Source organism: Actinoplanes sp. CA-131856 (assembly GCF_050956135.1).
Taxonomy (GTDB): Bacteria; Actinomycetota; Actinomycetes; order Mycobacteriales; family Micromonosporaceae; genus Actinoplanes.
The window spans coordinates 4,945,456-4,966,368 of the sequence record NZ_CP191849.1 but is presented as its reverse complement, the minus strand read 5'-3'; the positions used below and the strand labels follow the sequence as shown (position 1 = coordinate 4,966,368).

The following is a 20,913-nucleotide window of genomic DNA, read 5'->3' as shown; positions in this document are numbered from 1 at the left end:
CCTCGGGTGACGAACTGGGAATACGCACGGCTCGAATACCGTGCCGCGGGCACGCTCGGCGCCGACCGCTTCATGGACTGGACCGCGACCTTCCACCACCCCGGCGGCACGCTGCGCTGGGGCACCGACGAGCGCTACGACGACCTGCGCCACCTCAACCGGGCCGGGGCGGCCGGCTGGCAGGCGTACGACCGGGCCGCGATGCACGTGCACAACGAACCGCACCGGTTGAGCAGTGTCACGTACTCGATGCGGCGGCCCGTGCCCTAGATTCGGTAGGCGTGAGCAAGGAAACCGGCCGCAAGCTGATCGCCTCGAACAAGAAGGCGCGGCACGACTACGCCATCCTCAAGACGTGGGAGGCGGGCCTCGTGCTGGCCGGCACCGAGGTCAAGTCGCTGCGCGAGGGCCGCGCCTCGCTGGTCGACGCGTTCGCCGGCGAGCACAACGGCGAGCTCATGCTCTACGGCCTGCACATCGCCGAGTACGGGTACGGCAGCTGGACCAACCACGCCCCGCGCCGTACCCGCAAGCTGCTGCTGCACAAGGCCGAGATCGTGAAGATCATCTCTCAGCTGAACGACGGCAACGGGCTCACCCTGGTGCCGCTGTCGATGTACTTCAGCGAGGGCTGGGCGAAAGTCGAGCTGGGGATGGCGCGCGGCCTCAAGTCGTACGACAAACGTCAGGTGATGGCCAAGCGCGACGCCGAGAAGGAGATCGCGCGCGAGATGGGCCGCCGCCTGAAGGGCAGAACCCGCCGGTAGGATGATCATGGTGGAATTCGGACTCGATACATTCGGCGACGTCACCGCCGACAGCCACGGCAAGCGCCTCCCCTACGCGGAGGTGATCCGCAACGTCGTCGAGCAGGCCGTGCTGGCCGAGAAGGCCGGCGTCGACGCCTTCGGCCTGGGCGAGCACCACCGCGACGACTTCGCGGTCTCCTCCCCCGAGATCGTGCTGGCCGCCATCGCGGCGCGGACGTCGACCATCCGCCTCGGCACGGCCGTCACGGTGCTGAGCTCGGACGATCCCGTGCGCGTCTTCGAGCGCTTCGCCACCCTCGACGCGGTGTCGGACGGCCGGGCCGAGATCACGCTGGGCCGCGGCTCGTTCACCGAGTCGTTCCCGCTGTTCGGCTTCGACCTGCACGACTACGAGAAGCTGTTCGAGGAGAAGGTCGAGCTGATGGCCGAGCTCCTCAAGGAGGGCCCGGTCACCTGGTCCGGCACGGTCCGCCCGCCCCTGACCGACCAGCAGGTCTACCCCAAGACGGCGGCCGGCCGCATCCCCACGTGGATCGGCGTCGGCGGCAGCCCCGAGTCGGTGGTCCGCGCCGCCAAGTACGGCCTCCCGCTGGTCCTGGCCATCATCGGCGGCGAGCCGGTGCGCTTCGCGCCGTACGTGGAGCTCTACCACCACGCGCTGAAGGAGTTCGGCCAGCAGGACCAGCCGGTGGCGGTCCACTGCCCCGGCTTCGTGGCCGACACCGATGAGGAAGCGGTCGAGACGCTCTGGCCGCACGCCCGCACCATGCTCAACCGCATCGGCCGCGAGCGGGGCTGGCCGCCCATGGCCCGCGACCGCTTCGAACACGACATCACCGAGGGCGCCTGGCACGCCGGCTCGCCCGAGACGGTCGCCCAGAAGATCGCCCGGACGGTCAAGGAGCTGGGCATCCAGCGCTTCGACCTGAAATATTCGGTCGGCACGCTGCCGCACGAGCAGATGATGAAATCGATCGAGCTGTACGGCACCAAGGTCATCCCGAGGGTCAAGGAGCTCCTGGCCTAACGGCGCCCTCCGACAGTTTTCGTGACCGCTGCGGCGACGATGGCGGCGGCGCCGGTGGCGGCGGCTGCCCGCACAGTGGTGGGGCGTTTGCGGGTGGCGGCGAGGGTGGTCAGGCCCCACGCCGATGTGAGGGCCACGGCGCGGCCGCCTCGGCGGCTGCGGGTCACGGCGGTGGCTACCGCGGCGGCGGTGGCCACCAGGGCGGCGGTGGCGGCCGACACGGTTCGCGGGGTGTTGCGGGTGGGCCGGGCCGCCACGAGGTTGATGACGCTGGCCAGGGCGGTCCAGCCGAGGAGCAGGCCGGTGCTGGTGGCGGTGATCGTGGTGGGGCCGGCGGCGCCGGGCAGTCGCTGCAAGCGCAGATGGGCCACGGCGGCCAGGGTCGCGGCCGTGGGCAGTAGGTACGGGGTCAGGGCGAACCGGTTGCTCTGCGCGGCCAGGGACCACGCCGTGTTCACGGCGTAGGCGGCGGCCAGCGGCCAGCCGGTCCGGCGGCTCGCCGCGGTGGGGCGGGCCGAGGGGCGGCACTGGGCGACGGTCGACGCCGCGCAGGCCGTGAAGATCGGGGCCCACACCACGAAGGCGTAGTCGGGTGGGGTGATCGCGGTGTCGTACCGGGCGGTCTGCTCGCCCTTTCCGAGCAGCGCGCCCAGGTTCGGCACCGCGATGAAGGCCGTGCAGGCGCCGGCGAGCGCCAGGGATCGTGGTCCGTCCATCGTCCGCCCCCTAGGCAAATAAGTAGCTTAGTTTCTAAGCTAGACCTCGTGGAGGCGCCGCCGAACGAACTGGCCTGGGCCGTGCACCATCTGGCAACCGCCGCCGCCGAGGTGGACGCGGCGACGGCGCGCCGCATGGGTCTCAGCGCCGGGGACTTCCTGGCGCTCAAACACCTCATGGTGGCCGGGGAGCCGATCGGCCCGGTCGAGCTGGGCCGGCTGCTGGGTCTCACGTCCGGCGCCGCCACCGGCCTGGTCGACCGCCTGGAGCGGGCCGGCTGGGTCGCCCGCGCCCCGCACCCCGGTGACCGCCGCCGCCAGATCCTCACGGCCACCCCGAGAGCCGCCGGCGCCCTGCTCGCCGAGCTGCGCCCCTTGGCCGACGACATCGCCGGTCTCGCCGCCGCCCTCCCCGTCGAGGAGCGCCACCTGGTCACCGGCATCCTGCACGACCTGGCCCGCCTCCACCGCCGCCACACCCACTGACCTCGGCGCCCACCTCCTCGCGGCCCGCGCGGCTCGGGACGCGTTCGGGCGACAGGGACCCGCGGGGCAGCGCGGGCGGACCCGGCTGGCCTAGGGTCGGGTGATGGGTGAACGTCTCGACTGGGCCGATCCGACGCTGCGCGAGTGGGACTGCACCGTCGTCTGGTCCGACCCGGCCGACCCCGAGCAGGGCATCGTGCTCGACCGGTCGGCGTTCTACCCCGGTGGCGGCGGTCAGCCACCCGACCACGGGGTGCTGCTCTGGGAGGGCGTGCGCACCCGGATCGTCGACACCCGCAAGGGCGACGACTTCCGGCTCATCCCGGCGCCCGGCGATCCGGTGCCGGCGGCCGGGACCAAGGTCCGCGGCGCGATCGACGACGAGCGGCGCACCACCCTCATGCGGACGCACTCGGGGCTGCACATTCTCTGCGGCACGGTGTTCCGCGACTTCGGGGCGCTGGTCACCGGCGGGAACATGCAGCCGGGCGAGGCCCGGATGGATTTCAACCTGCCCGAGGTGCCGCCCGGCTTCAAGCAGTCACTGGAGGACGCGGTGAACGCCGAGATCGCGGCCGATCGCAAGATCGTGGCCCGGGTGCTGCCCCGCGAAGAGGCACTGCGCATTCCGACCCTCGTGCGAACGCAGGACGCGCTCCCGCCGCTGGAGGAGCCGGAGATCCGCGTCATCGACATCGTCGGGCTGGACGTCCAGGCCGACGGCGGCACCCACGTCGCCTCGACGCGGCAGGTCGGGCGGGTCGACGTGGTCAAGGTGGAGAGCAAGGGCCGGCAGAACCGCCGCGTACGGATCCGCCTGGCCGCCGCCTGACACGCGACAGCCCCGCCACCGCCCGGGCCGGGCGGGGACGGGGCTGCGAGCGGAACTACTGTTCGGCGTCCGCGTCCGCGTCCGCGGTGGCGGTCACGCCGATCTTGTTGGCGATGCAGAGGTTGGCGTACGCCCCGGCGCAGAGCTTGGACTTCTCGACGAAGCCGGCGGCCAGCACGTTGTTGATCTTGTCCTTGGTGATCGGCTGGGGAAGGATCGACCGGAACGGGATGTAGGCGCCCGACTCCGGGTCCTTGATCTGCTCGGTGACCTTCGGCGTCTGGCCCTTGAACAGGTCGATGGCCACGTTGGCGGCTGCGGCGGCCTCCTGCTCGAGCGGCTTGAAGATGGTGACGCACTGGTCGCCGCTCAGCACGGCCTGAAGACCCTCGAGGGTGGCGTCCTGCCCGGTCACCGGCACCTTGCGGTTGAGGCCCTTCTTCTTCAGCACCTTGATGACCGCGCCGGCGATGCCGTCGTTCGCGGCGAGCACGCCCTTGATGCCGGGGGCCTGCTGGAGCATCTGGGTGAAGATCTTCTCGGCCTCCTTGGGGTCCCAGTCCGGCACCCACTGGTCCGGGCCCTTCTTGGCCAGCGCCGAGTCGTAGATCGGCTGGAGCACCCCGTCGTAGCCGTTCTTGAACAGCGTGGCGTTGTTGTCGGCCTTCGAGCCGTTCAGCTCGGCGATCATCGGGTTGGTGACGTTGCGGGCACGCAGGCAATTGTTGAGCGCCTGGGCCTGCTGCTTGCCGACCTCTTCGTTGTCGAAGCTGACGTAGTAGTTGGCGCCGCCGTTGAGGGTGAGCCGGTCGTAGTCGATCGTCGGGATCTTGTTCTCCCGGGCCTTGTCGAGCACGGCCTTGCCGCTGGCCGCGTCGAGGTTGGCGATGATCAGCACCTTGACGCCGCTGTTGATCATCGACTCGCCGATCTTGACGAAGTTCGCCTCGTCGCCCTGCGCGTTCTGGATGTCGACCGGGACACCGGCCTTGTCGAACGCCTGCTTCAGGTACTTCGGGTCGTCGTTGCCCCACCGCTGCGAGCTCACGGTGTCGGGCAGGATCACGCCGACGCGGGCTTTGCCGCCGCCACTCGTACTGGCGTTACTGGCGTCGCTCGAGTCGTCGCCGTCATCACACGCAGTCATGGTGGCTGTCGCCATCACACCCGCCATGGCGAGGGCCAACAATTTCTTGCGCATGGGGAAGTCGTCCTCTCCGGTGGAACCCGAGCTGTGAACGCCCGAAACGAGCGGACCCAGTATCGGATACCCGTCAATGCACTCGACAAGGGGTACGGTGCCGGAGAGAAAAATAGTTCATTTCCCGTCAGTAAGCACGCATCAACTACGTACGGTATCGACGCCTGTGATCATGCCCTGGTCAGGGCCGTCAAAAAATATGATGACGCCATGACCCTGACGAGCCGTACGGCCGAGCTCTCCGATCTCGAAACCCTGAAACCCCTGATCACGGCCGCTATCGCGGAACTTCAGAAAGATTTTCTGACGCCGGAGCAGATCGACAGCAGCGCGGCGATCATGGGGCTGGACACTCAGCTCATCGCCGACAAAACGTACTTTGTGATCGAGGAGGACGGGCAGATCGCCGGCTGCGGCGGATGGAGCCGGCGGGCGACGCTCTACGGCGGCGACCACTCCACCGGCCGCGACGCGGGTCTTCTCGACCCGAGAACAGACCCGGCCAAGGTACGGGCGATGTACACGCACCCGGCGCACACCCGGCGTGGGGTCGGGCGGCTGATCCTGTCGCTCTGTGAGCGGGCCGCGGCGGCCGAGGGCTTCACGACGCTGGAACTGATGGGCACCCTGTCCGGGCAGCCCCTCTACGAGGCGTACGGCTTCGCGGTGGTCGAGCGGGTCGAGGACGCCCGCGGAGGCGCCCCCGTACCCCTCGTCCGGATGCGGAAGACCATCACCAGTTGACGGCGATGTATTTCGACTCGAGGTATTCGAGCAGGCCCTCGTGGCCGCCCTCACGGCCGATGCCGCTCTGCTTGACGCCGCCGAACGGCGCCGCCGGGTCGCTGACCAGGCCCCGGTTGAGGCCGACCATGCCGGCCTCGATGGCCTCGCTGACCCGCAGGCCCCGGGCCAGGTCCTTCGTGTAGACGTACGCCACCAGGCCGAACTCGGTGTCGTTGGCCAGCCGCACGGCCTCGGCCTCGTCGGTGAAGGTGACGATCGGTGCGACCGGGCCGAAGATCTCCTCACGCAGGATGGGCGCGTCCGGCGCGACCCCGGTCAGCACGGTCGGCGGGTAGTAGTAGCCCGGCCCCTCGGGCCGGCGGCCGCCGGTGGCCGCCGTCGCGCCGCCCTCGAGGGCCTGCTTGACCAGGCTGTCGACCTTGCCGACGGTGTCCTCGTTGACCAGCGGGCCGACCTGGGTGTTCTCGTCGGTGCCGGGGCCCACGCGCAGCGCCGCCATGCGCTCGGCCAGCTTGGCCGAGAACTGCGGGGCCACCGGCGACTCGACGTAGAAGCGGTTCGCGGCCGTGCAGGCCTCGCCGCCGTTGCGCATCTTGGCGATCATCGCGCCGTCGATCGCCGCGTCGATGTCGGCGTCGGCGAAGACCAGGAACGGCGCGTTGCCGCCCAGCTCCATCGACGTGTTGATCACGTTGTCGGCGGCCTGGGCGAGCAGGATGCGGCCGACCTCGGTCGAGCCGGTGAACGACAGCTTCCGTACTCGCGGATCCTTGAGCATCCGGCCCACGACCTTGCCCGAGCTGCGCGAGGGAAGCACGTTGACCACGCCCGAGGGCACGCCCGCCTCGGCCAGGATGGCGGCCATGGCCAGCGCGGTCAGCGGGGTGTCGCTGGCCGGCTTGAGCACGACCGTACAGCCGGCGGCCAGGGCCGGGCCGATCTTGCGGGTGGCCATGGCGGCCGGGAAGTTCCACGGGGTCACCAGCACGCAGACGCCGACCGGCTGCCGCGTGACCAGGATGCGGTTGGCGCCCGAGGGCGCGGTGGCGAAGTCGCCGGCACCACGAACGGCCTCCTCGGCGAACCAGCGGAAGAATTCGGCGGCGTACGTCACCTCGCCCTTGGCATCGACGAGCGCCTTGCCGTTCTCGAGGCTGATCAGCTTGGCCAGGTCGTCGGCCCGCTCGGTCATGAGCTCCCAGGCTTTGCGGAGCGCCTCACCCCGTACACGCGGAGCGGTGGCCGCCCAAGCCGGGCCCGCCTCGGCCGCCGCATCCACCGCGGAGATCGCGTCCGCCTCCGACCCGTCCGCGACCGTGGCGATGACGTCGCCGGTCGCCGGGTCCCGTACGTCGAAACGGTCCCCGGACGAGGAGGGGACCCACTTGCCGCCGATGAAGAGTTCAGTTTCCACGACCCCAGTTTGGTCCTCCTCCTCACAGTGCGCCATGCGCTCGGCCTGGGTAACAGACGGTGATGAGCGAACGCACCTTCTTCGGCCAGCCCCGCCCGCTGGCCAACCTCTTCGGGGTCGAGCTGTGGGAGCGGTTCTCCTTCTACGGCATGCAGGGCATCCTGCTGATCTACCTCTACTACGAGGCTTCGCAAGGCGGCCTCGGCATCGACGAGGCCACGGCGACGTCGATCGTCGGCGCCTACGGCGGATCGGTCTATCTGGCCACGGTCATCGGCGCGTGGTCGGCCGACCGCCTCTTCGGCCCGGAGAGGGTGCTGTTCGGCAGCGCGATCCTCGTCATGTGCGGGCACATCGGGCTGGCCCTGATCCCGGGCATCGCGGGGGTGGCCGTGGGTCTGATCCTGATCGCGCTGGGCAGCGGCGGCGTCAAGGCCACGGCGACGGCGATCGTGGGAACGCTGTACGGGCCGGGCGACGAGCGCCGCGACGCCGGGTTCTCGCTGTTCTACCTGGGCATCAACCTGGGCGCGCTGGTGGGGCCGCTGCTGACCGGCGTGCTCCAGCAGGAGGCCGGCTTCCACTGGGGCTTCGGGCTGGCGGCGGTCGGCATGGCGCTGGGCCTGACCCAGTACGCCCTCACCCGCAAGCACCTGCCCGCCTCGGCCGGCCAGGTCGCGAACCCGCTGCCGCCGGGACGCCGCCCGCTGGTCATCGGCGTCGCCGTGGCCGTGGTGGCGGTCATCGCGGTGCTCGCCCTCACCGGCCTGATCCCGGCCGACCACCTCTCCGACATCGTGGTGGTGCTCTCGATCCTGGCCGCGGTCGCCTACTTCGTGGTGATCCTGAGCAGTCGGAAGATCGACACCGTGGAACGCCGCCGCGTCTACGCGTTCATCCCCATGTTCATCGCGTCGGCGGCGTTCTGGTCGCTCTACCAGCAGCAGTTCACGGTCGTCACGATCTATTCCGACAAAAGGCTCGACCGCGACATCTTCGGCTGGACGATGCCGGTCTCGTGGGTGCAGTCGATCAACCCGGTCTTCATCATCATCCTGTCCGGCGTCTTCGCCGCCCTGTGGACCCGCCTGGGCGACCGCCAGCCGTCCACCCCGGTGAAGTTCGCGGCCGGCACCGCCGTCATGGGCGTGGCGTTCCTGCTGTTCCTGCCGTTCGCCGGCAACCCGAGCGTCCCGCTGCTCGGCCTGACCGGCATCCTGCTGGTCTTCACGGTGGCCGAGCTGCTGCTCTCCCCCGTCGGCCTGTCCCTGTCGACCAAGCTGGCCCCGCGGGCCTTCCAGACCCAGATGGTCGCCCTGTTCTTCCTGTCGGTCGCCCTCGGCACGGCGTTGTCGGGCACCCTCGCGGGCTACTACAGCGAAGATCACGAGGTCGCGTACTTCGGCATCCTGGGCCTGATCGCTATCGCCCTGGGCGGCATCCTGTGGGCGCTGAGCCCATGGATCCGCCGCTTGATGGGCGGCATCCGCTAGCTCACTTCGCCGGGGCCACCGCGCCCTTGTCGTCGATGACGTGGGATCGCCAGTATTGGTCCCACCTGTCGTCGGTGCGGCGGGGCTCCTGGTCCTTCGGGTAGCGGACGTAGCCGGCCGGCGGCTCCTGGCCGTCGGGGACGCACGTGCGGCCGGTGGAGTTGATCTGGGCCGCCGGATATTCGCCGTTGCGGCAGATGGCCTGGTCGGCGCAGGCCGCGGTCAGCAGGGACGCCGCTACGGCGACGGCCGGGAGGAGGGCGCGCCTCACGCCGGGGGTTCGATGACCTTGGCGAGGGCGTTGATGGCGACGGCGGCCCGGATGAACTGGTTTTCCGCCAGGTCGCCGATCGTGTCGATGCCGAAGGCCAGGGACAGTCCCTGCGCCTCCTCGTCGCTGACGCCGGACAGGGCGGAGACGGGCGCCGCCACGAGGTCTTTCAGGTCGAGGGAACGGTAAGGCTCGTCGAGAAGGGCGTCGAGGTTCGCAGTCACTGCCACGCCCCGCAGCATCGCACGCGTGCCGGCCCGGGCACCGTCCCGTTTCGGATGGCGCGAACCAATGACGCCCGATTGGATCGGGTCCTGCCGCCGCCCGGCTCCTAGCGTCGCTCGCATGACAGTGGGATTCCTCGGGCTGGGCGTGATGGGCGCGCCGATGGCGGCCAACCTGGCCAAGGCCGGCACCGATCTGATCGTCTGGAGCCGTACGGCATCGAAGCCGGCGCCGCCGGGCGCCGAACGCGCCGCCACCGTGGCCGAGGTCTTCGAACGGGCCGGCACCGTGATCCTCATGCTGGCCGGGGCCGACGCGATCGACAGCGTCCTCGACCCCTCGCTGATCGAGGGTCACCTGATCATCCACATGGGAACGACGGCCCCGGAATACTCGGCCGGCCTGCGGGAGCGCGTCGAGAAGGCGGGCGGCCGCTACGTCGAGGCCCCGGTCTCCGGCTCGCGCGGGCCGGCCGAGGCGGGCTCGCTCGTGGCGATGCTGGCGGGAGAGGCGGAGGAGCTTGATGTCGTACGTCCCCTGATCGCACCCATGTGCGGCGAGACCTTCGACTGCGGGCCGGTGCCGGGCGCATTGCTCATGAAGTTGGCCGTGAACACGTACCTCATCAGCATGGTGACCGGCCTGGCCGAGGCGTTCCACTTCGCCGAGGGTCACGGGCTCGACCCGGTGACGCTGCGCCGGGTCCTCGACGCGGGCCCGATGGCCAGCACGGTGTCGCAGGTGAAGGCGGCCAAGCTGGTCGACGGCGACTTCGGCGTGCAGGCGTCCGCCCGCGACGTACTGATGAACAACGAGCTGATCGTCGGCGCCGCCCGCACGGCGATGCCGCTGCTGGCGGTGTGCCGCGCGCTGTACCGCGAGACCGTCGACCAGGGCCACGGCCACGAGGACATGGCGGCGGTGGTGCACGCCATTGCTAGCCGGACGCGAGCCGCCTGACCGCCTCCGTCACCGGCTCGTCCCCGGTGGTCACCTCGACGATCACGCGGTTGAGCGAGGGCTCACGCAGGACGGCCCCGAGGAACGCGGCGACATCGTCACGCCGGGCGTCGCCGTACGGAATGGCAGGTCCGGCCGTGACCAGCCCCTCCCCCGGATTGTCGACGAGGGTGCCCGGCCGCACGATGACCCAGTCGAGCGCCGTGCGGCTGAGGAACACGTCGGCGGTCTTCTTGACGCGCATGTAGTGCTCGAAGCCCTCGGTGGGCTGCCGCCGGCGGCCGGCCTCGGGAAAGACGGAGACGAGAACGAACCGCCGTACGTCGGCGAGCCCGGCGGCCTCCGCGGCTTTCTCGAGGCCCTTGCCGTCGATGAGGGTGGTCTGGTCCATGCCGGCGCCGTGGGCGCCGGCGCTGAAGACGACGGCGTCGTGGCGCTGGAAACGCAGAGCGAGCTCGTCGACCGGGTCGTGCACCAGGTCGCCGAGCAGAGGTGTGGCGCCGGACGCTTCCACGGTCGAGACCTGGTCGGGCCCACGGTGCATGCCGGTCACTTCGTCGCCGTCCGCGGTCAGCAGCTTGGCCAGCCGCCGGCCGACGCCACCGGCCGCCCCGATCACAAAAACGCGCACATTCTCACCACCCCAGAGCCCCACCCAGAGCCCCACCCAGAGCCCACCCAGAGCCCACCCAGAGCCCACCCTCCCGGGGGACCCCCGTCCCGTCAGTATGACCAAACTCGGGCGATCTTGCCGCTGCGCCTGTGGATGACACGCGTTTGTGGATAACGCTCGACTGTGCCCGCCGGCCCCTAAGATGTCCACTCGCGTCGGATCAGCCGGAGGTGCGCATGACGGTCGCGGACGAGTGGCAACAGGCTCTCGCCGACGGGTTCTCGGTTCTGCTCGGGCGGCCGCTCGACCAGTTCGACCCGGCCGCCTCGTACGCCGTCTACTACAGCTGTGGCGATCTGGCCGACGATCTCTTCGCCAAGGGCTTCGACGCCGCGCCGCTGGCCCGGGGCGAGATCGTGCACCCGCCGTTCGCGTCGATGCCCGTGTTGGGGACGCTGTTGGAGGAGTGGGATCTGATCGCGCCGTACTGGAGCATCGATCTCGGCCGCTCGACCTTCCGGGCCGCCGTCGAAGGTGACGGTGCGGAGGTGGGTGTTCCTGAGCTCGACGCCGGTCTTCTCGGCACCGAGCTGGGCCGGCTTCTGAGCGAGCGGGGCCTCACGCCACGCGACATCCGCGACGCCTATCCGGAGGTCGAGTTCCGGGTGCATTCCGACGGATCGCTGCGCGGCGCCCTGGCCGTCGCCACCGGGGCGATGCGCGGACCGGGTCACCTCTTCGCCCTCAGCCCCGGCTGGGGTGTTGACCCGGACTCGGACGAGCGGCTGAAGGACGTACAACATCCGGGTCTTCGGGACCATTTGCGTCACCTCTCGCGAACCCGGGACAGCGCCCGATCGAACGGCGCCTTGTATCTCGGTACCGAGGACCCCGGGTTCACGCCGCCGCGCCCGGTGATCGCCGCCTGGCGGGTCGGCGAGTCGCAGTCGTGGACCGCGGTGGTGAAGGACGGCCGGTAGCGTGATCGTCGACGTTCGCCGTGGCGTGTCCTTGGGCGTCGCCGCGGAGCGTGCCCGAGTGATCGTGCCGGAGCCCGCACCGGCGGCGCCGTTCGAGCCGAGAAAGCTGTTTCTCCGGGGTTGGGCGACCTTTGAGCTCGCCCTGTGGTGCGGAACGTGCCCGGCGCTGTTCACGAAGCTGGCGGAACCCGAGGCCGCCGATCTGGGGCTCGCGAACGACCGGCTCAACGCGGGTCTTCAGCGCATCGACGACGACGTTCTGGCTGTGTACGGGACGGTGTTGCCGGAGTCGGAGTACACGGTTCTCCTGCTCGAGATCAGGCCGCGGCTCGTGGAGCCGGGCGACCGGTTCGACTACTTCGCGCACGAGCAGGTGACCACCTGGGGAGTCGATCCGGTGCTCGGCGGCCCGGAGGATCCCGGCACGCCGTACTACCGGACGTTCGAGGCCCCGGTCGGGAAGGACCGGCATCTGTACGAGTTCGTGGTGCCGATGGTTCCGCCGGCGTGGAACGACAGCCGGCGCGTCGCCGAGTATGCAACGGCTGGTGAACACGCGACGGCGGTCGCCTATTCGATCCTGGACGTGCTGCAACCGGCGACGAACGCGGGCGACGACTACTACGCGCACTGGGTCCTCAGCCACTTCCTGCTCGACGGGCATCACAAGCTCGAGGCGGCCGCGATGAAAGGACGGTCCGTACGGCTTCTCACCTTCGTCGACGAACGCGCCGGCATCGCGGCTCCTGGGGAACTGGCGACGATGGTGCGGGCCCGTGCTCACGCACGGCAAGCCAGGGGCGGTGGGCACTACCGCCCCCGCGACGGGAACACCGACGCCCCTCCCGTCTCGTAGTCCTCAGACCATCACACGCCCTACCCGTTCGGCCATGATCGATTAGCAGACCGGACGACATCACCGGCCGGGCGATTTGCGTAGCCTTGGACGCCGGCACAGGCAGTGCGGAGATCAGCGGGGCGGCATCATGAGAATTCCGACGCTCATCGCGGTCGCCGTCGTGACCGCGGCTCTCTTCGGCGTCTCCCAGTGGGACAGCTCAGCCGATGACGACGTTCAGAGCCCGGCATCCAGCTGGAAGGCTCCGGACGGCTACACGGTCCGGTCCACCGTCGACGTCAGTCAGGGCTCCATCCGGCTCTGGGTGCGCGATCAGAGCGCCGGCCTCTGCTACATCCAGGAAGAAGTCGACGCCCAGGGCCGTCACCAGTCCGCCGCTTCGGGCTCCTGCTGGAACGCCACCGACACCGAGTGGCGGTCGGACCGGGGGATGGAGACGCTGGTCTTCGCTCCGCCCCGGAAAGAAGGCGCCTCGGTGGTCCTGACCGCGCCCGACGGCAGCCGCCTCGGACCTTTTCCGGTCATCGGCGGACTGGTCATGATCCACGACGATTGGCTCCACGAGCCTGTACGTCTGGGGATCCGGGCCCTCGACGCGAGCGGCAAAGCACTGGAACCCGCCGGCGCCCTCAATCTCGAGTGACTCGATGCTCTCAGCTCACCGCTCTCCGCTTCCGCCGCTGAGCGAGCTCGTCGACGACCGGTTCGGCCTGCTCGTCAGGTTGACCGGCAGGTTCGGCCGAGAGGTGGACGAGCGAGCCTTGTATCTCCTTGAGCGTTCCGTAGAGTGCGATGCCGAACACTCCCTGACCGCCCTGCAACAGGTCGACGACCTCCTCCGAGGAGCGGCATTCGTAGACCGTGCTGCCATCGGAGATCAGCGTGAGGTTGGCCAGGTCCTCGATCTCCCGCGAGCGAAGAGCCTCGATCGCCCGCCGGACGTTCTGCAGGGACACCCCGGCGTCGAGCAGCCGCTTGACCACCTTGAGGACGACGAGGTCACGAAAGGAATAGAGCCGGTCGGTCCCGGCGCCGGACGCACCACGGATGCTGGGCACCACGAGCGAGGTACGGGCCCAGTAGTCCAGCTGGCGATAGCTGATGCCGACCGCATGGCAGGCGGTCACACCGCGATAGCCGACGCTTCCGTCCTCACCGGCCGAGGTGCCCGCCGGAGGCCCGCTCTCAAGCTGTGGCTGAACCGTCTCGCCCGCTGGCTCGGTCGTCGCCTCCCGGCGCATTCGCGCCTTGAAGCGGTCGAGTTGCCGATCCACCTCGGCCGGCGTGAGCCGTTGGCGAACAACCTCATCGGCGAGGTCGTGGACCTGCCCGTAGAGTTCACCCAGCTCCTTCATCGAAGGCTGCCGAGCTTGATCGTCCGTCATTTCAGCTCGCCTCCTCGCCCCTTGGCGGTCGTACGTCGAGGAGTCTTACCGCGCAGTTCTTGCCGCCGACGTACGTCCTGGTTCTTCAGATCGGTCTTGAGCCTGCGCCGGGCACGTTGGAGGTTCTGCCGGACAGCCTCGGCACTGTCACCGAGCAACGCGGCGATCTGGGTCGGCGTGAATCCCTGGCAGATCAGGGTGAGGACCTCACGCTGAGCCGGGGGCAGCGTCTCCAGCAACTGCTTCACGACCTCCCCGTCCTCCCAGAGGTTCTGCTCAGCGTGCCAGGCCGGGTTCGACCTGTCCAACGAGGTCTGACATTCGCGCCTGATCCGCTCACGGTCACGCTGTTTCGCCTTGATCAGATTGGACAGGACAGCCTTCCGGGCGTACGCCCGCGGATTCTTGATCGTGGCCCAGTTCCGCAGGACCTGTTCCATTGTCTCGGCCGCCGCATCGGTGGCTTCGGTCCACGTGCCACCAACGGCCATCGCCCTCGTGACGAGCGCTGCGTACGTTTCCCGGAAGAAGTGATCGAACTCCTCTGACGGGTCCGGCTCCGGGGAGGCATCGCCGTGTGTCACCAACTCCACTGGCAGCTCCTTGAGACCCGGGCACCGTCAGGACCGGCGCCTTGACCGCGGCGAAAACGCGACAACGAGGACGGCGGATCCAGCGGCGATCGCGGTGACCACGACGGACACGGTCGAAAGGTAGACCATCTGCACCCCGGCGAGGACGCCGTTGGCGACGAGAAGGCTGGAACTCGTCCCCGGGCGACCCTCATCAGCGGTACCGGAATCTTCGGTGTTTCGCACGGCGGTCTCCATTCGATGGCGGCGACTGTTGACCCCTAGGTCCGCAACCGCGCTCCACCGTGACCATTGATCACGACTTTCTTGAGGCGCCGACCACGAACGTGTTCCCGGTCAGCTTCAGGACCGGCGGGCGTTGTGGCCGGCGGCCCCTCGCCGTACCCGGAATCGGTGATGATGTGCCCGGCGTCGCCGAGGTCGAGCAGGCGGCTCCCCCACGACCTGCTCATCGATGCCATGGGCGTTCATTCGAAACGGGTCGGGTCGCCTGCGCCGACTCGGAGGATCTCGGGCTCGCCGTCGGACAGGTCGACCACGGTGGTCGGCTCGGTGCTGCCCTCGCCCGCGTCGACCACGGCGTCGAGCTGGTGGTCGAGCGTCTCCTTGATCTCCCAGCCCATCGTCATCGGCTCCTCCTCGCCGGGCAGCAGCAGCGTGCTGGAGACCAGCGGCTCGCCCAGTTCCTCGAGGATCGCCTGGGCCACCACGTGGTCGGGGATGCGGGCGCCGACCGTCTTCTTCTTCGGGTGCAGCAGGCGGCGCGGCACCTCCTTGGTGGCGGGCAGGATGAACGTGTACGGGCCCGGGGTGGACGCCTTCACCAGGCGGAACGACGCGTTGTTGATCTGCACGAACTGGCCGAGCTGGGCGAAGTCGCGGCACATCAGCGTGAAATGATGGCGGTCGTCCAGATGCCGGATCTCCCGGATCCGGTCGAGACCGTCCTTGTTGCCCATCCGGCAGCCGAGCGCGAAACACGAGTCGGTCGGGTACGCGATCAGCCCGTCACCCCGCACGATGTCCACCACCTGGCGGATGGCACGGGCCTGAGGATTGTCCGGATGCACGTCGAAATACTTCGCCACCCGCGAAGTCTAGTGAGTAAGGTCGCCTGACGTGATCGACTCCCCGCGGATAGCCGCCGTCACCGTGCCCGGCATCGACAACTCCGGCCCCGGCCATTGGCAGACGCTCCTCGACGCCGACCCCACCTTCCTGCGCATCCAGCCCGCCTCCTGGAGCGATCCCGAACTGGACGACTGGATCGCCGCCCTCGACCGCGCCGTCGCCGTGGCCGACCGCCCGGTGCTGGTCGCGCACAGCCTGGGCACCCTCGCCGTCGCCCACTGGGCCGCCCGTCCCGACGTACCCCCGGTCGTCGGCGCCCTGCTGGTCGCCATCCCCGACCCCGACGGCCCCGACTTCCCCACGACGGCCGGCACGTTCCGGGAGCCGCCACTCACCCCGCTGCCGTTTCCCTCGATCCTGGTGGCCAGCACCAACGACCCGTACGACGCCAATGGTGTGGCCCCTGCCTTCGCCCAGTCGTGGGGGAGCCGCCTGCTCGACCTCGGCGACGCCGGGCACATCAACACCGATTCCGGGTACGGCGAGTGGCCGCTGGCCGCGACCCTCATCGAGCGCCTGCGCCACGCGGCCTGACGTCCCCCGAGCGGGGGCTGTGCCCGCGGGCGCCGATCCACCACAATGGGCCGTCTCCGACGAGAGGTGGTACCGCAGTGAGCGGTGTGGAGCTGATCACGGCCGCGCTGGCGGCCGGGGCCACGGCCGGGCTCACCGACACGACCAGTGCGGCGATCCGTGATGCGTACGGGCGGCTCTCCTCGCTCCTGGCCAAGCGCAACGCCCTGCCCGCCCCCGGCGCGGAGCCCGATCCGGCCGTGCTGGCCGACTCGGGCGCGGTCAGCGACGAGCAGGTGCTCGACGCGGCCCGCCGGGTGCTGAAGCTGACCGGCAACACCTTCGTGGTCGGCACCAACAACGGCGCAGTCGGCGAGTTCCACGCCCCGGTGACCTTCCACGCGCCGCTCCCCCCTTCGTAGCCGAGGGCGGCCCCGGGCCGGCCGTCTTCGGCGTCAACCTAGGCCTGTCCGGCACGTTCCACGGCCCGGTGAACGTCAGCCCGCCCCTGGAGGTCACCTGGCCGCACCGGGTCGGCGTGGTGCCCTTGCGGGCGGACTGCTACCAGGACCGGCCCCTGCCCGACGACCCGGTATTGGTGTTGACCGGCCCGGGCGGTGCCGGCAAGACCCAGCTCGCGGCCGAGCTGGCCGAGCGGGCCGGCCCCGATCTCCTGCTCTGGGTGACCGCCTCGTCCCGGCAGGCGATCCTGGCCGGCTACGCGCAGGCCGCCGCCGAGGTCCTGCACCTCGACGCGACAGATCAGGAGCGGGCGGCGACCCGGTTCCTGGCCTGGCTGGCCACGACCGAGCGGACCTGGCTGGTGGTGCTGGACGACCTCACCGACCCGGCCGATCTGCGCGCGCTGTGGCCACCGGGCCACGGCCGCACGGTCGTCACCACCCGGCGCAAGGACAACGCCCTGGCCGGCGCCGGCCGGCGGCTGACCGAGGTCGGGCTGTTCACGGCGGAACAGTCCGTCGCCTACCTCACCCGGCGCCTCGAGGCTCGCCCCGGCCTGGCCGACGACCCGGCCGGGCTGGCCGGCGCCCTCGGTCACCTGCCGCTGGCCCTGTCCCAGGCCTCCGCCTACCTGCTCGACCAGGAGGTGGCCTGCGGCGCCTACCGGGCCATGCTGGCCGAGCGCCGCCTCGACGACCTGCGCCCGGAGATCCTCCCGGACGACCAGGAGCGCGCGCTCGCGGCGACCTGGTCCCTGTCGGCCGAGCTGGCCGACCGTGCTCCACACCCCGGCCAGGCCCGTCTGGTGCTGAGCCTGGCCAGTGTTCTGGACGCGAACGGCATCCCCGAGGCGGTGCTCGAAACACCCGCGGTGACCACATGGCTGACCGCGAAACGCCTCATGGCCAACGGTTACCGGGTCGGCGCCGGCCGCCTGCGCGAGACACTGTGGCTCGACGCCCGGTCCGAGGAGACCACCTTCAAGGCCCGGCTCCTCCGGAAAGCCACCCGCTGGACGCTGCGCCGCTTCGCGGTCGAGCCGGCCACCGCCGCCGACATCCGCGACACGGTCCGCCGCCTGCACCTGCTCAGTCTCGCCGCCCACGACCCGGAGGGCCACACCCTGCGGGTGCACGCCCTGATCCAGCGCGCGACGCGCGAGGACATGGAGGATCAAGACCTTTCCGAGGCCGTACGAGTCGCGGCCGACGCCCTGGTCGAGTCATGGCCGGCCGCCCGGCAGGTCCCCGAGGTGGGCCAGGCCTACTACATGAACATCCAGGCCCTGATCAAGGCCGCGCCGGACGAGCTGTGGTCCGGCCCGCACCCCGTACTGGTGCACGCCGCGGACGTGCTGCTGGGAGTCGGACAGGCCCGGGCCGCGGTAGATCATCTGACCTGGCTGGTGGCCGAGGCCAACCGGCGCCTGGGCCCGGACGACGTCCACAGCTGGAGCATCCGCGAGACCTTGTCCGCCGCCCTGGGCCGGGCCGGCGACCAGGCGGCCGCGGTGACCGAGATCGAGTCCGTGTACGCCGACGCGAGGAAGGCGGCCGGCCCACAGTGGCAGGGGCTGCTCAGCATCCGCCACAACTTGGCCATCGCCTGGTACAAGGCGGGCCGGGTCGAGGAGGCCGCGGCCGAGTCGGAGAGCCTGGTCGACGACTGCAGGGCCGTCCTCGGCCGCTACAACCTGTTCACGCTCTACAACGTGCACCAGCTGGCTCACCTGAGGGGCGAGCTGGGCGACCCGGCGTCAGCGGTCGAGGCGTACGAACAATTGCTGAAAGACCGCAAGCGCCTGCCCCCACGCGAGGCGGCCCAGCTGAATCTGCACGTCCGGGTCCAGCTGGCCCATTGGCGAGGCGAGAACGGCGACCACGCCGCAGCCGTCACCGACCTGGAGACGTTGCTGGCCGAGCAGACGCCGCTGCTGGGCCCGCATCACCGCCGAGTCCTGGCCATACGCCAGAGCCTGGCCCATTGGCGAGGCGAATCAGGAGACCCGTCCGGCGCGGTGACCGACTTCGAGGCGGTGCTGGCCGACTGGCTGCTGGTGCAGGCCCCGGACAGCCCCGACACGATGACCGCGCGCCAGCTGTTGGCCCAATGGCGAGGCCGGGCAGGCGACTCCGCCCGAGCCGTCACGGAACTGGAGATACTCCTGTCCGACCGCCTGCGGGTGCTGAGCCCCGACCACCCCGACACGCAGGCCACTCAGATCGAATTGGCGCGTTGGCAGGGCACACCACAGTAGTCCCGGCCGCTTCCCAATGGCACGCGTCTTGATCGCGGCGCCCCCAATGGTTGAAACCGAAGCGCGGCATACGCAATTGCGGTAAAGTCTTTGCGCCCAGAACCCGACGGAGGTGGCGAAATATGGCAGAGAAGCCCGTGTCACACGGATTAGGCTTCGGCAACGGAAGTCTCATCGAGCATTTCGACGGGACTGTGGAGTACCGTCAGACAGGAAAGTTGATGCCCGCCCTCAGGGTCACGGTCCGCGACATTACGGGCTTCTCGGTCCGCAAGGTGACCCGTGACGACAAGAAGCGGCTCAACGCGTCTTCCATGCAGCAAGTCTTGACCATCCAGGGATCCGGCACGGACCTTGCCGAGGTGGCAGTCAATTACGGAACAGCTCAGAAGATCGAGCAGTGGTTCCGAGCCCATCCGGAGTTTGGGCAGTCGGCTCCGTCCCCGGCAGCGCCGTCTCCGCCTGCCATGTCGATCGCGGATGAGCTGACGAAGTTGGCGCAACTCCGAGACGCCGGCGTTCTCTCCCAAGAAGAGTTTGACGCTCAGAAGGCGAAGCTGCTCGGCTGACCACCGGGAAATACCTTTATGGAGTGGAACTATTTCCATGCGGTGAACCGGGGTTGTGCTTGAGCCCACTCAGATCCGCCGAGCCTCCGGCGGGGATTTCGCGTTCGGCAGTCCGGACGTGCTGGAGGCATCGTCCGGGCTGCCGATTCGGGGCCGGTTGGAGCGGTTCTCATCGAATGAGCGTCCAGGGCACCGCGCGGGCCAAGGCCGCATAGCCGGCCGGGTTCAAATGCAGATGGTCTCCTGTGTCGTACGCCGGTAGGAGTGTCTCGGGTGCGGCCGGGTCTCGGGACGCGGCGTCGAAGTCGGCCACCCCGTCGAAGATGTGGTGGACGGCCTCGTTCACCGCTCGGCGGGAACGGCGGCGCAGGCCGGCTGGGTCGTCGTAGCCCGTGTTTCCGCCGAACGGTGTCAAGGTGGCTCCGTACACCGTCAGGCCGGCGGCGTGGGCTCTCAGCACGATCTGGTCGAAGGCCACCAGCAGGTCGTCGACCACCTGTTTCTGTGCCTGTTCGGTGGCCTCGGCTGTGCCTATGTCGTTGACGCCCTCGAAGAGCAGCATCCGGTCGGCGTTGCCGACTGCCAGCACGTCGCGGTCCAGGCGGGCCAGGACGTTCGGGCCCAGGCCGTCGTTGAGCACCCGGTTGCCGCCGGCGGCCTGGTTCAGCACGGCCACCTTTGATCCGCGGGCGAACAGCTGGTCGGGCCAGCGGTCGTTGCCGTTGGTGGTCGAGCCGCGGCCGTCGGTCAGTGAGTCGCCCACGATGGCCAGCGCGGCCGTCGACGCCAGGACCTCGACCGCGCTTATCAGGTACCAGTGGTCGGTGGCCACCGCGCCGGGCAGGTCCGGGTCGGCGTTGTGGTCGCCCTTGAGGAGGTACGACGTCGTCCGGGAACCCGGATGACCGGTTACCGCGTCGCCCGTCAGGCCGGTGGCCAGGTAGGCCGAGATGGTCAGGTTGGCCGCGGCACCGACCGGCAGCGTCACCGGGTCGGAGACGATCTGCGCGCCCACCGGGACCACCACCGAGGGGCGGCCGCCGAACGTGAGCGGCCTTGCGCTGCCCGGTTCGATCGCCGCCACCCCGGCCCGGCCGCCCAGGGGCAGCGCGACCGAGGCCGCGGTTATCGGCAGCGGGGCGGTGCCGAAGGCGTTCGAGAAGCGCACCCGCAGCTGACGGCCGCCGATCGTCACGTGGACGGTCTGCCGCAGGGTCGTGTCGGCGAGCGCCGCGAACGGCGCCGGCGGCAGGTTGTGCGGCTCGGTCAGCTGCGGCATCGCCGTCCAGGTGTGCGCCCAGGACCGGCGGCGGGAGGCGTGGGCCGGTGAAGCGTCGGCCGGCGAGGCGGCCGCGACTCCGAGGGGCACCGCTGCTCCCCCGGCCGCGAGAAGGGTTCGCCTGCGCATG

At 69.9% G+C, this 20,913-nt stretch carries 26 protein-coding genes; 15 read left to right on the top strand and 11 right to left on the bottom strand.

Annotation, left to right across the window (positions count from 1 at the left end; translation table 11 throughout):
* The first annotated feature begins 6 nt into the window (after positions 1-6).
* From ACQP2X_RS22955 to ACQP2X_RS22945, 3 genes are read left to right on the top strand one after another with little or no spacing between them, the layout of a single operon-like run.
* The gene (locus ACQP2X_RS22955) at positions 7-270 is read left to right on the top strand and encodes a hypothetical protein (RefSeq protein WP_097323815.1); all 264 of its coding nucleotides are present in this window, start codon (positions 7-9) and stop codon (positions 268-270) included.
* Between the two features lie 11 nt (positions 271-281).
* Positions 282-767, top strand: a complete 486-nt coding sequence (smpB, locus tag ACQP2X_RS22950) for an SsrA-binding protein SmpB (protein ID WP_498700096.1) — start codon at positions 282-284, stop codon at positions 765-767.
* Between the two features lies 1 nt (position 768).
* Positions 769-1,797, top strand: a complete 1,029-nt coding sequence (locus ACQP2X_RS22945) for an LLM class flavin-dependent oxidoreductase (RefSeq protein ID WP_498700095.1) — start codon at positions 769-771, stop codon at positions 1,795-1,797.
* Here ACQP2X_RS22945 and ACQP2X_RS22940 read toward each other — a convergent pair.
* Positions 1,794-2,513: a TspO-related membrane protein gene (locus ACQP2X_RS22940; RefSeq protein ID WP_498700093.1), complete on the bottom strand. Its 720-nt coding sequence runs from the start codon at positions 2,511-2,513 to the stop codon at positions 1,794-1,796. The genes ACQP2X_RS22945 and ACQP2X_RS22940 overlap by 4 nt on opposite strands.
* A 48-nt stretch (positions 2,514-2,561) precedes the next feature.
* Here ACQP2X_RS22940 and ACQP2X_RS22935 point away from each other — a divergent pair, with 48 nt between their 5' ends.
* Together ACQP2X_RS22935 and ACQP2X_RS22930 are read left to right on the top strand one after the other, a co-directional pair.
* Positions 2,562-2,999 carry a MarR family winged helix-turn-helix transcriptional regulator gene (locus ACQP2X_RS22935; RefSeq protein ID WP_498700091.1) on the top strand — a complete coding sequence of 146 codons (438 nt, stop codon included), beginning with the start codon at positions 2,562-2,564 and terminating at the stop codon, positions 2,997-2,999.
* A 103-nt stretch (positions 3,000-3,102) separates the two neighbouring features.
* Positions 3,103-3,831 carry an alanyl-tRNA editing protein gene (locus ACQP2X_RS22930; protein WP_498700089.1) on the top strand — a complete coding sequence of 243 codons (729 nt, stop codon included), beginning with the start codon at positions 3,103-3,105 and terminating at the stop codon, positions 3,829-3,831.
* A gap of 55 nt (positions 3,832-3,886) precedes the next feature.
* On the opposite strand, the gene ACQP2X_RS22925 is transcribed toward ACQP2X_RS22930, so the two are convergent.
* Complete coding sequence (locus ACQP2X_RS22925; protein WP_498700088.1) at positions 3,887-5,032, bottom strand: sugar ABC transporter substrate-binding protein; 1,146 nt, start codon at positions 5,030-5,032, stop codon at positions 3,887-3,889.
* 210 nt (positions 5,033-5,242) lie between these two features.
* On the opposite strand from ACQP2X_RS22925, the gene ACQP2X_RS22920 reads away from it, so the two are divergent.
* The gene (locus ACQP2X_RS22920) at positions 5,243-5,776 is read left to right on the top strand and encodes a GNAT family N-acetyltransferase (protein WP_498700087.1); all 534 of its coding nucleotides are present in this window, start codon (positions 5,243-5,245) and stop codon (positions 5,774-5,776) included.
* Here the strand turns inward: ACQP2X_RS22920 and ACQP2X_RS22915 are convergent.
* Positions 5,766-7,193, bottom strand: a complete 1,428-nt coding sequence (locus tag ACQP2X_RS22915) for an NAD-dependent succinate-semialdehyde dehydrogenase (protein WP_498700085.1) — start codon at positions 7,191-7,193, stop codon at positions 5,766-5,768. The two genes, ACQP2X_RS22920 and ACQP2X_RS22915, sit on opposite strands and share 11 nt — an antisense overlap.
* Positions 7,194-7,255: 62 nt before the next feature.
* On the opposite strand from ACQP2X_RS22915, the gene ACQP2X_RS22910 reads away from it, so the two are divergent.
* Positions 7,256-8,686 (top strand): peptide MFS transporter, encoded by a 1,431-nt coding sequence (locus tag ACQP2X_RS22910; RefSeq protein ID WP_498700083.1) that lies wholly within the window; start codon positions 7,256-7,258, stop codon positions 8,684-8,686.
* A 1-nt stretch (position 8,687) separates the two neighbouring features.
* Here ACQP2X_RS22910 and ACQP2X_RS22905 read toward each other — a convergent pair whose 3' ends face one another.
* Positions 8,688-8,957, bottom strand: a complete 270-nt coding sequence (locus ACQP2X_RS22905) for an SCO0607 family lipoprotein (RefSeq protein WP_498700082.1) — start codon at positions 8,955-8,957, stop codon at positions 8,688-8,690.
* On the bottom strand, positions 8,954-9,187 hold the full coding sequence (locus ACQP2X_RS22900) for a hypothetical protein (RefSeq protein WP_498700080.1): 234 nt from the start codon (positions 9,185-9,187) through the stop codon (positions 8,954-8,956). The genes ACQP2X_RS22905 and ACQP2X_RS22900 overlap by 4 nt, the downstream gene beginning before the upstream one ends.
* A 115-nt stretch (positions 9,188-9,302) precedes the next feature.
* Here ACQP2X_RS22900 and ACQP2X_RS22895 point away from each other — a divergent pair, with 115 nt between their 5' ends.
* Positions 9,303-10,142 carry an NAD(P)-dependent oxidoreductase gene (locus ACQP2X_RS22895; RefSeq protein ID WP_498700079.1) on the top strand — a complete coding sequence of 280 codons (840 nt, stop codon included), beginning with the start codon at positions 9,303-9,305 and terminating at the stop codon, positions 10,140-10,142.
* Here the strand turns inward: ACQP2X_RS22895 and ACQP2X_RS22890 are convergent.
* Positions 10,120-10,773 carry an NAD(P)H-binding protein gene (locus ACQP2X_RS22890; protein ID WP_498700078.1) on the bottom strand — a complete coding sequence of 218 codons (654 nt, stop codon included), beginning with the start codon at positions 10,771-10,773 and terminating at the stop codon, positions 10,120-10,122. The two genes, ACQP2X_RS22895 and ACQP2X_RS22890, sit on opposite strands and share 23 nt — an antisense overlap.
* A gap of 218 nt (positions 10,774-10,991) precedes the next feature.
* On the opposite strand from ACQP2X_RS22890, the gene ACQP2X_RS22885 reads away from it, so the two are divergent.
* The 3 genes from ACQP2X_RS22885 to ACQP2X_RS22875 all read left to right on the top strand — a co-directional run bounded on the left by ACQP2X_RS22885 (position 10,992) and on the right by ACQP2X_RS22875 (position 13,237).
* On the top strand, positions 10,992-11,735 hold the full coding sequence (locus ACQP2X_RS22885) for a hypothetical protein (RefSeq protein ID WP_498700077.1): 744 nt from the start codon (positions 10,992-10,994) through the stop codon (positions 11,733-11,735).
* A 1-nt stretch (position 11,736) separates the two neighbouring features.
* Complete coding sequence (locus tag ACQP2X_RS22880; protein WP_498700076.1) at positions 11,737-12,591, top strand: hypothetical protein; 855 nt, start codon at positions 11,737-11,739, stop codon at positions 12,589-12,591.
* Positions 12,592-12,721: 130 nt separating this feature from the next.
* Complete coding sequence (locus ACQP2X_RS22875; protein WP_498700074.1) at positions 12,722-13,237, top strand: hypothetical protein; 516 nt, start codon at positions 12,722-12,724, stop codon at positions 13,235-13,237.
* A gap of 10 nt (positions 13,238-13,247) precedes the next feature.
* On the opposite strand, the gene ACQP2X_RS22870 is transcribed toward ACQP2X_RS22875, so the two are convergent.
* The 4 genes from ACQP2X_RS22870 to ACQP2X_RS22855 form a co-directional block, all read right to left on the bottom strand.
* On the bottom strand, positions 13,248-13,835 hold the full coding sequence (locus ACQP2X_RS22870; protein WP_498701006.1) for a MerR family transcriptional regulator: 588 nt from the start codon (positions 13,833-13,835) through the stop codon (positions 13,248-13,250).
* Positions 13,836-13,975: 140 nt separating this feature from the next.
* Positions 13,976-14,572, bottom strand: a complete 597-nt coding sequence (locus tag ACQP2X_RS22865; protein WP_498700073.1) for an RNA polymerase sigma factor — start codon at positions 14,570-14,572, stop codon at positions 13,976-13,978.
* A 260-nt stretch (positions 14,573-14,832) separates the two neighbouring features.
* Positions 14,833-15,024 carry a hypothetical protein gene (locus tag ACQP2X_RS22860; RefSeq protein WP_498701005.1) on the bottom strand — a complete coding sequence of 64 codons (192 nt, stop codon included), beginning with the start codon at positions 15,022-15,024 and terminating at the stop codon, positions 14,833-14,835.
* A 15-nt stretch (positions 15,025-15,039) separates the two neighbouring features.
* Complete coding sequence (locus tag ACQP2X_RS22855) at positions 15,040-15,660, bottom strand: L-threonylcarbamoyladenylate synthase (protein WP_498700072.1); 621 nt, start codon at positions 15,658-15,660, stop codon at positions 15,040-15,042.
* 31 nt (positions 15,661-15,691) lie between these two features.
* Here ACQP2X_RS22855 and ACQP2X_RS22850 point away from each other — a divergent pair, with 31 nt between their 5' ends.
* The 4 genes from ACQP2X_RS22850 to ACQP2X_RS22835 all read left to right on the top strand — a co-directional run bounded on the left by ACQP2X_RS22850 (position 15,692) and on the right by ACQP2X_RS22835 (position 19,504).
* Positions 15,692-16,237: an RBBP9/YdeN family alpha/beta hydrolase gene (locus ACQP2X_RS22850; protein ID WP_498700071.1), complete on the top strand. Its 546-nt coding sequence runs from the start codon at positions 15,692-15,694 to the stop codon at positions 16,235-16,237.
* A gap of 77 nt (positions 16,238-16,314) precedes the next feature.
* Positions 16,315-16,638, top strand: coding sequence for a hypothetical protein (locus ACQP2X_RS22845; protein WP_498700070.1), 324 nt, complete (start codon positions 16,315-16,317; stop codon positions 16,636-16,638).
* A gap of 68 nt (positions 16,639-16,706) precedes the next feature.
* Entirely contained in the window at positions 16,707-18,935 is a 2,229-nt protein-coding gene (locus ACQP2X_RS22840) for a tetratricopeptide repeat protein (RefSeq protein WP_498700069.1), read from the top strand.
* 122 nt (positions 18,936-19,057) lie between these two features.
* A complete protein-coding gene (locus tag ACQP2X_RS22835) occupies positions 19,058-19,504 on the top strand; it encodes an SHOCT domain-containing protein (RefSeq protein WP_498700068.1) in 447 nt (148 codons plus the stop codon).
* Between the two features lie 169 nt (positions 19,505-19,673).
* Here ACQP2X_RS22835 and ACQP2X_RS22830 read toward each other — a convergent pair whose 3' ends face one another.
* Positions 19,674-20,912, bottom strand: a complete 1,239-nt coding sequence (locus ACQP2X_RS22830) for an SGNH/GDSL hydrolase family protein (RefSeq protein WP_498700067.1) — start codon at positions 20,910-20,912, stop codon at positions 19,674-19,676.
* Position 20,913 lies beyond the last annotated feature (1 nt).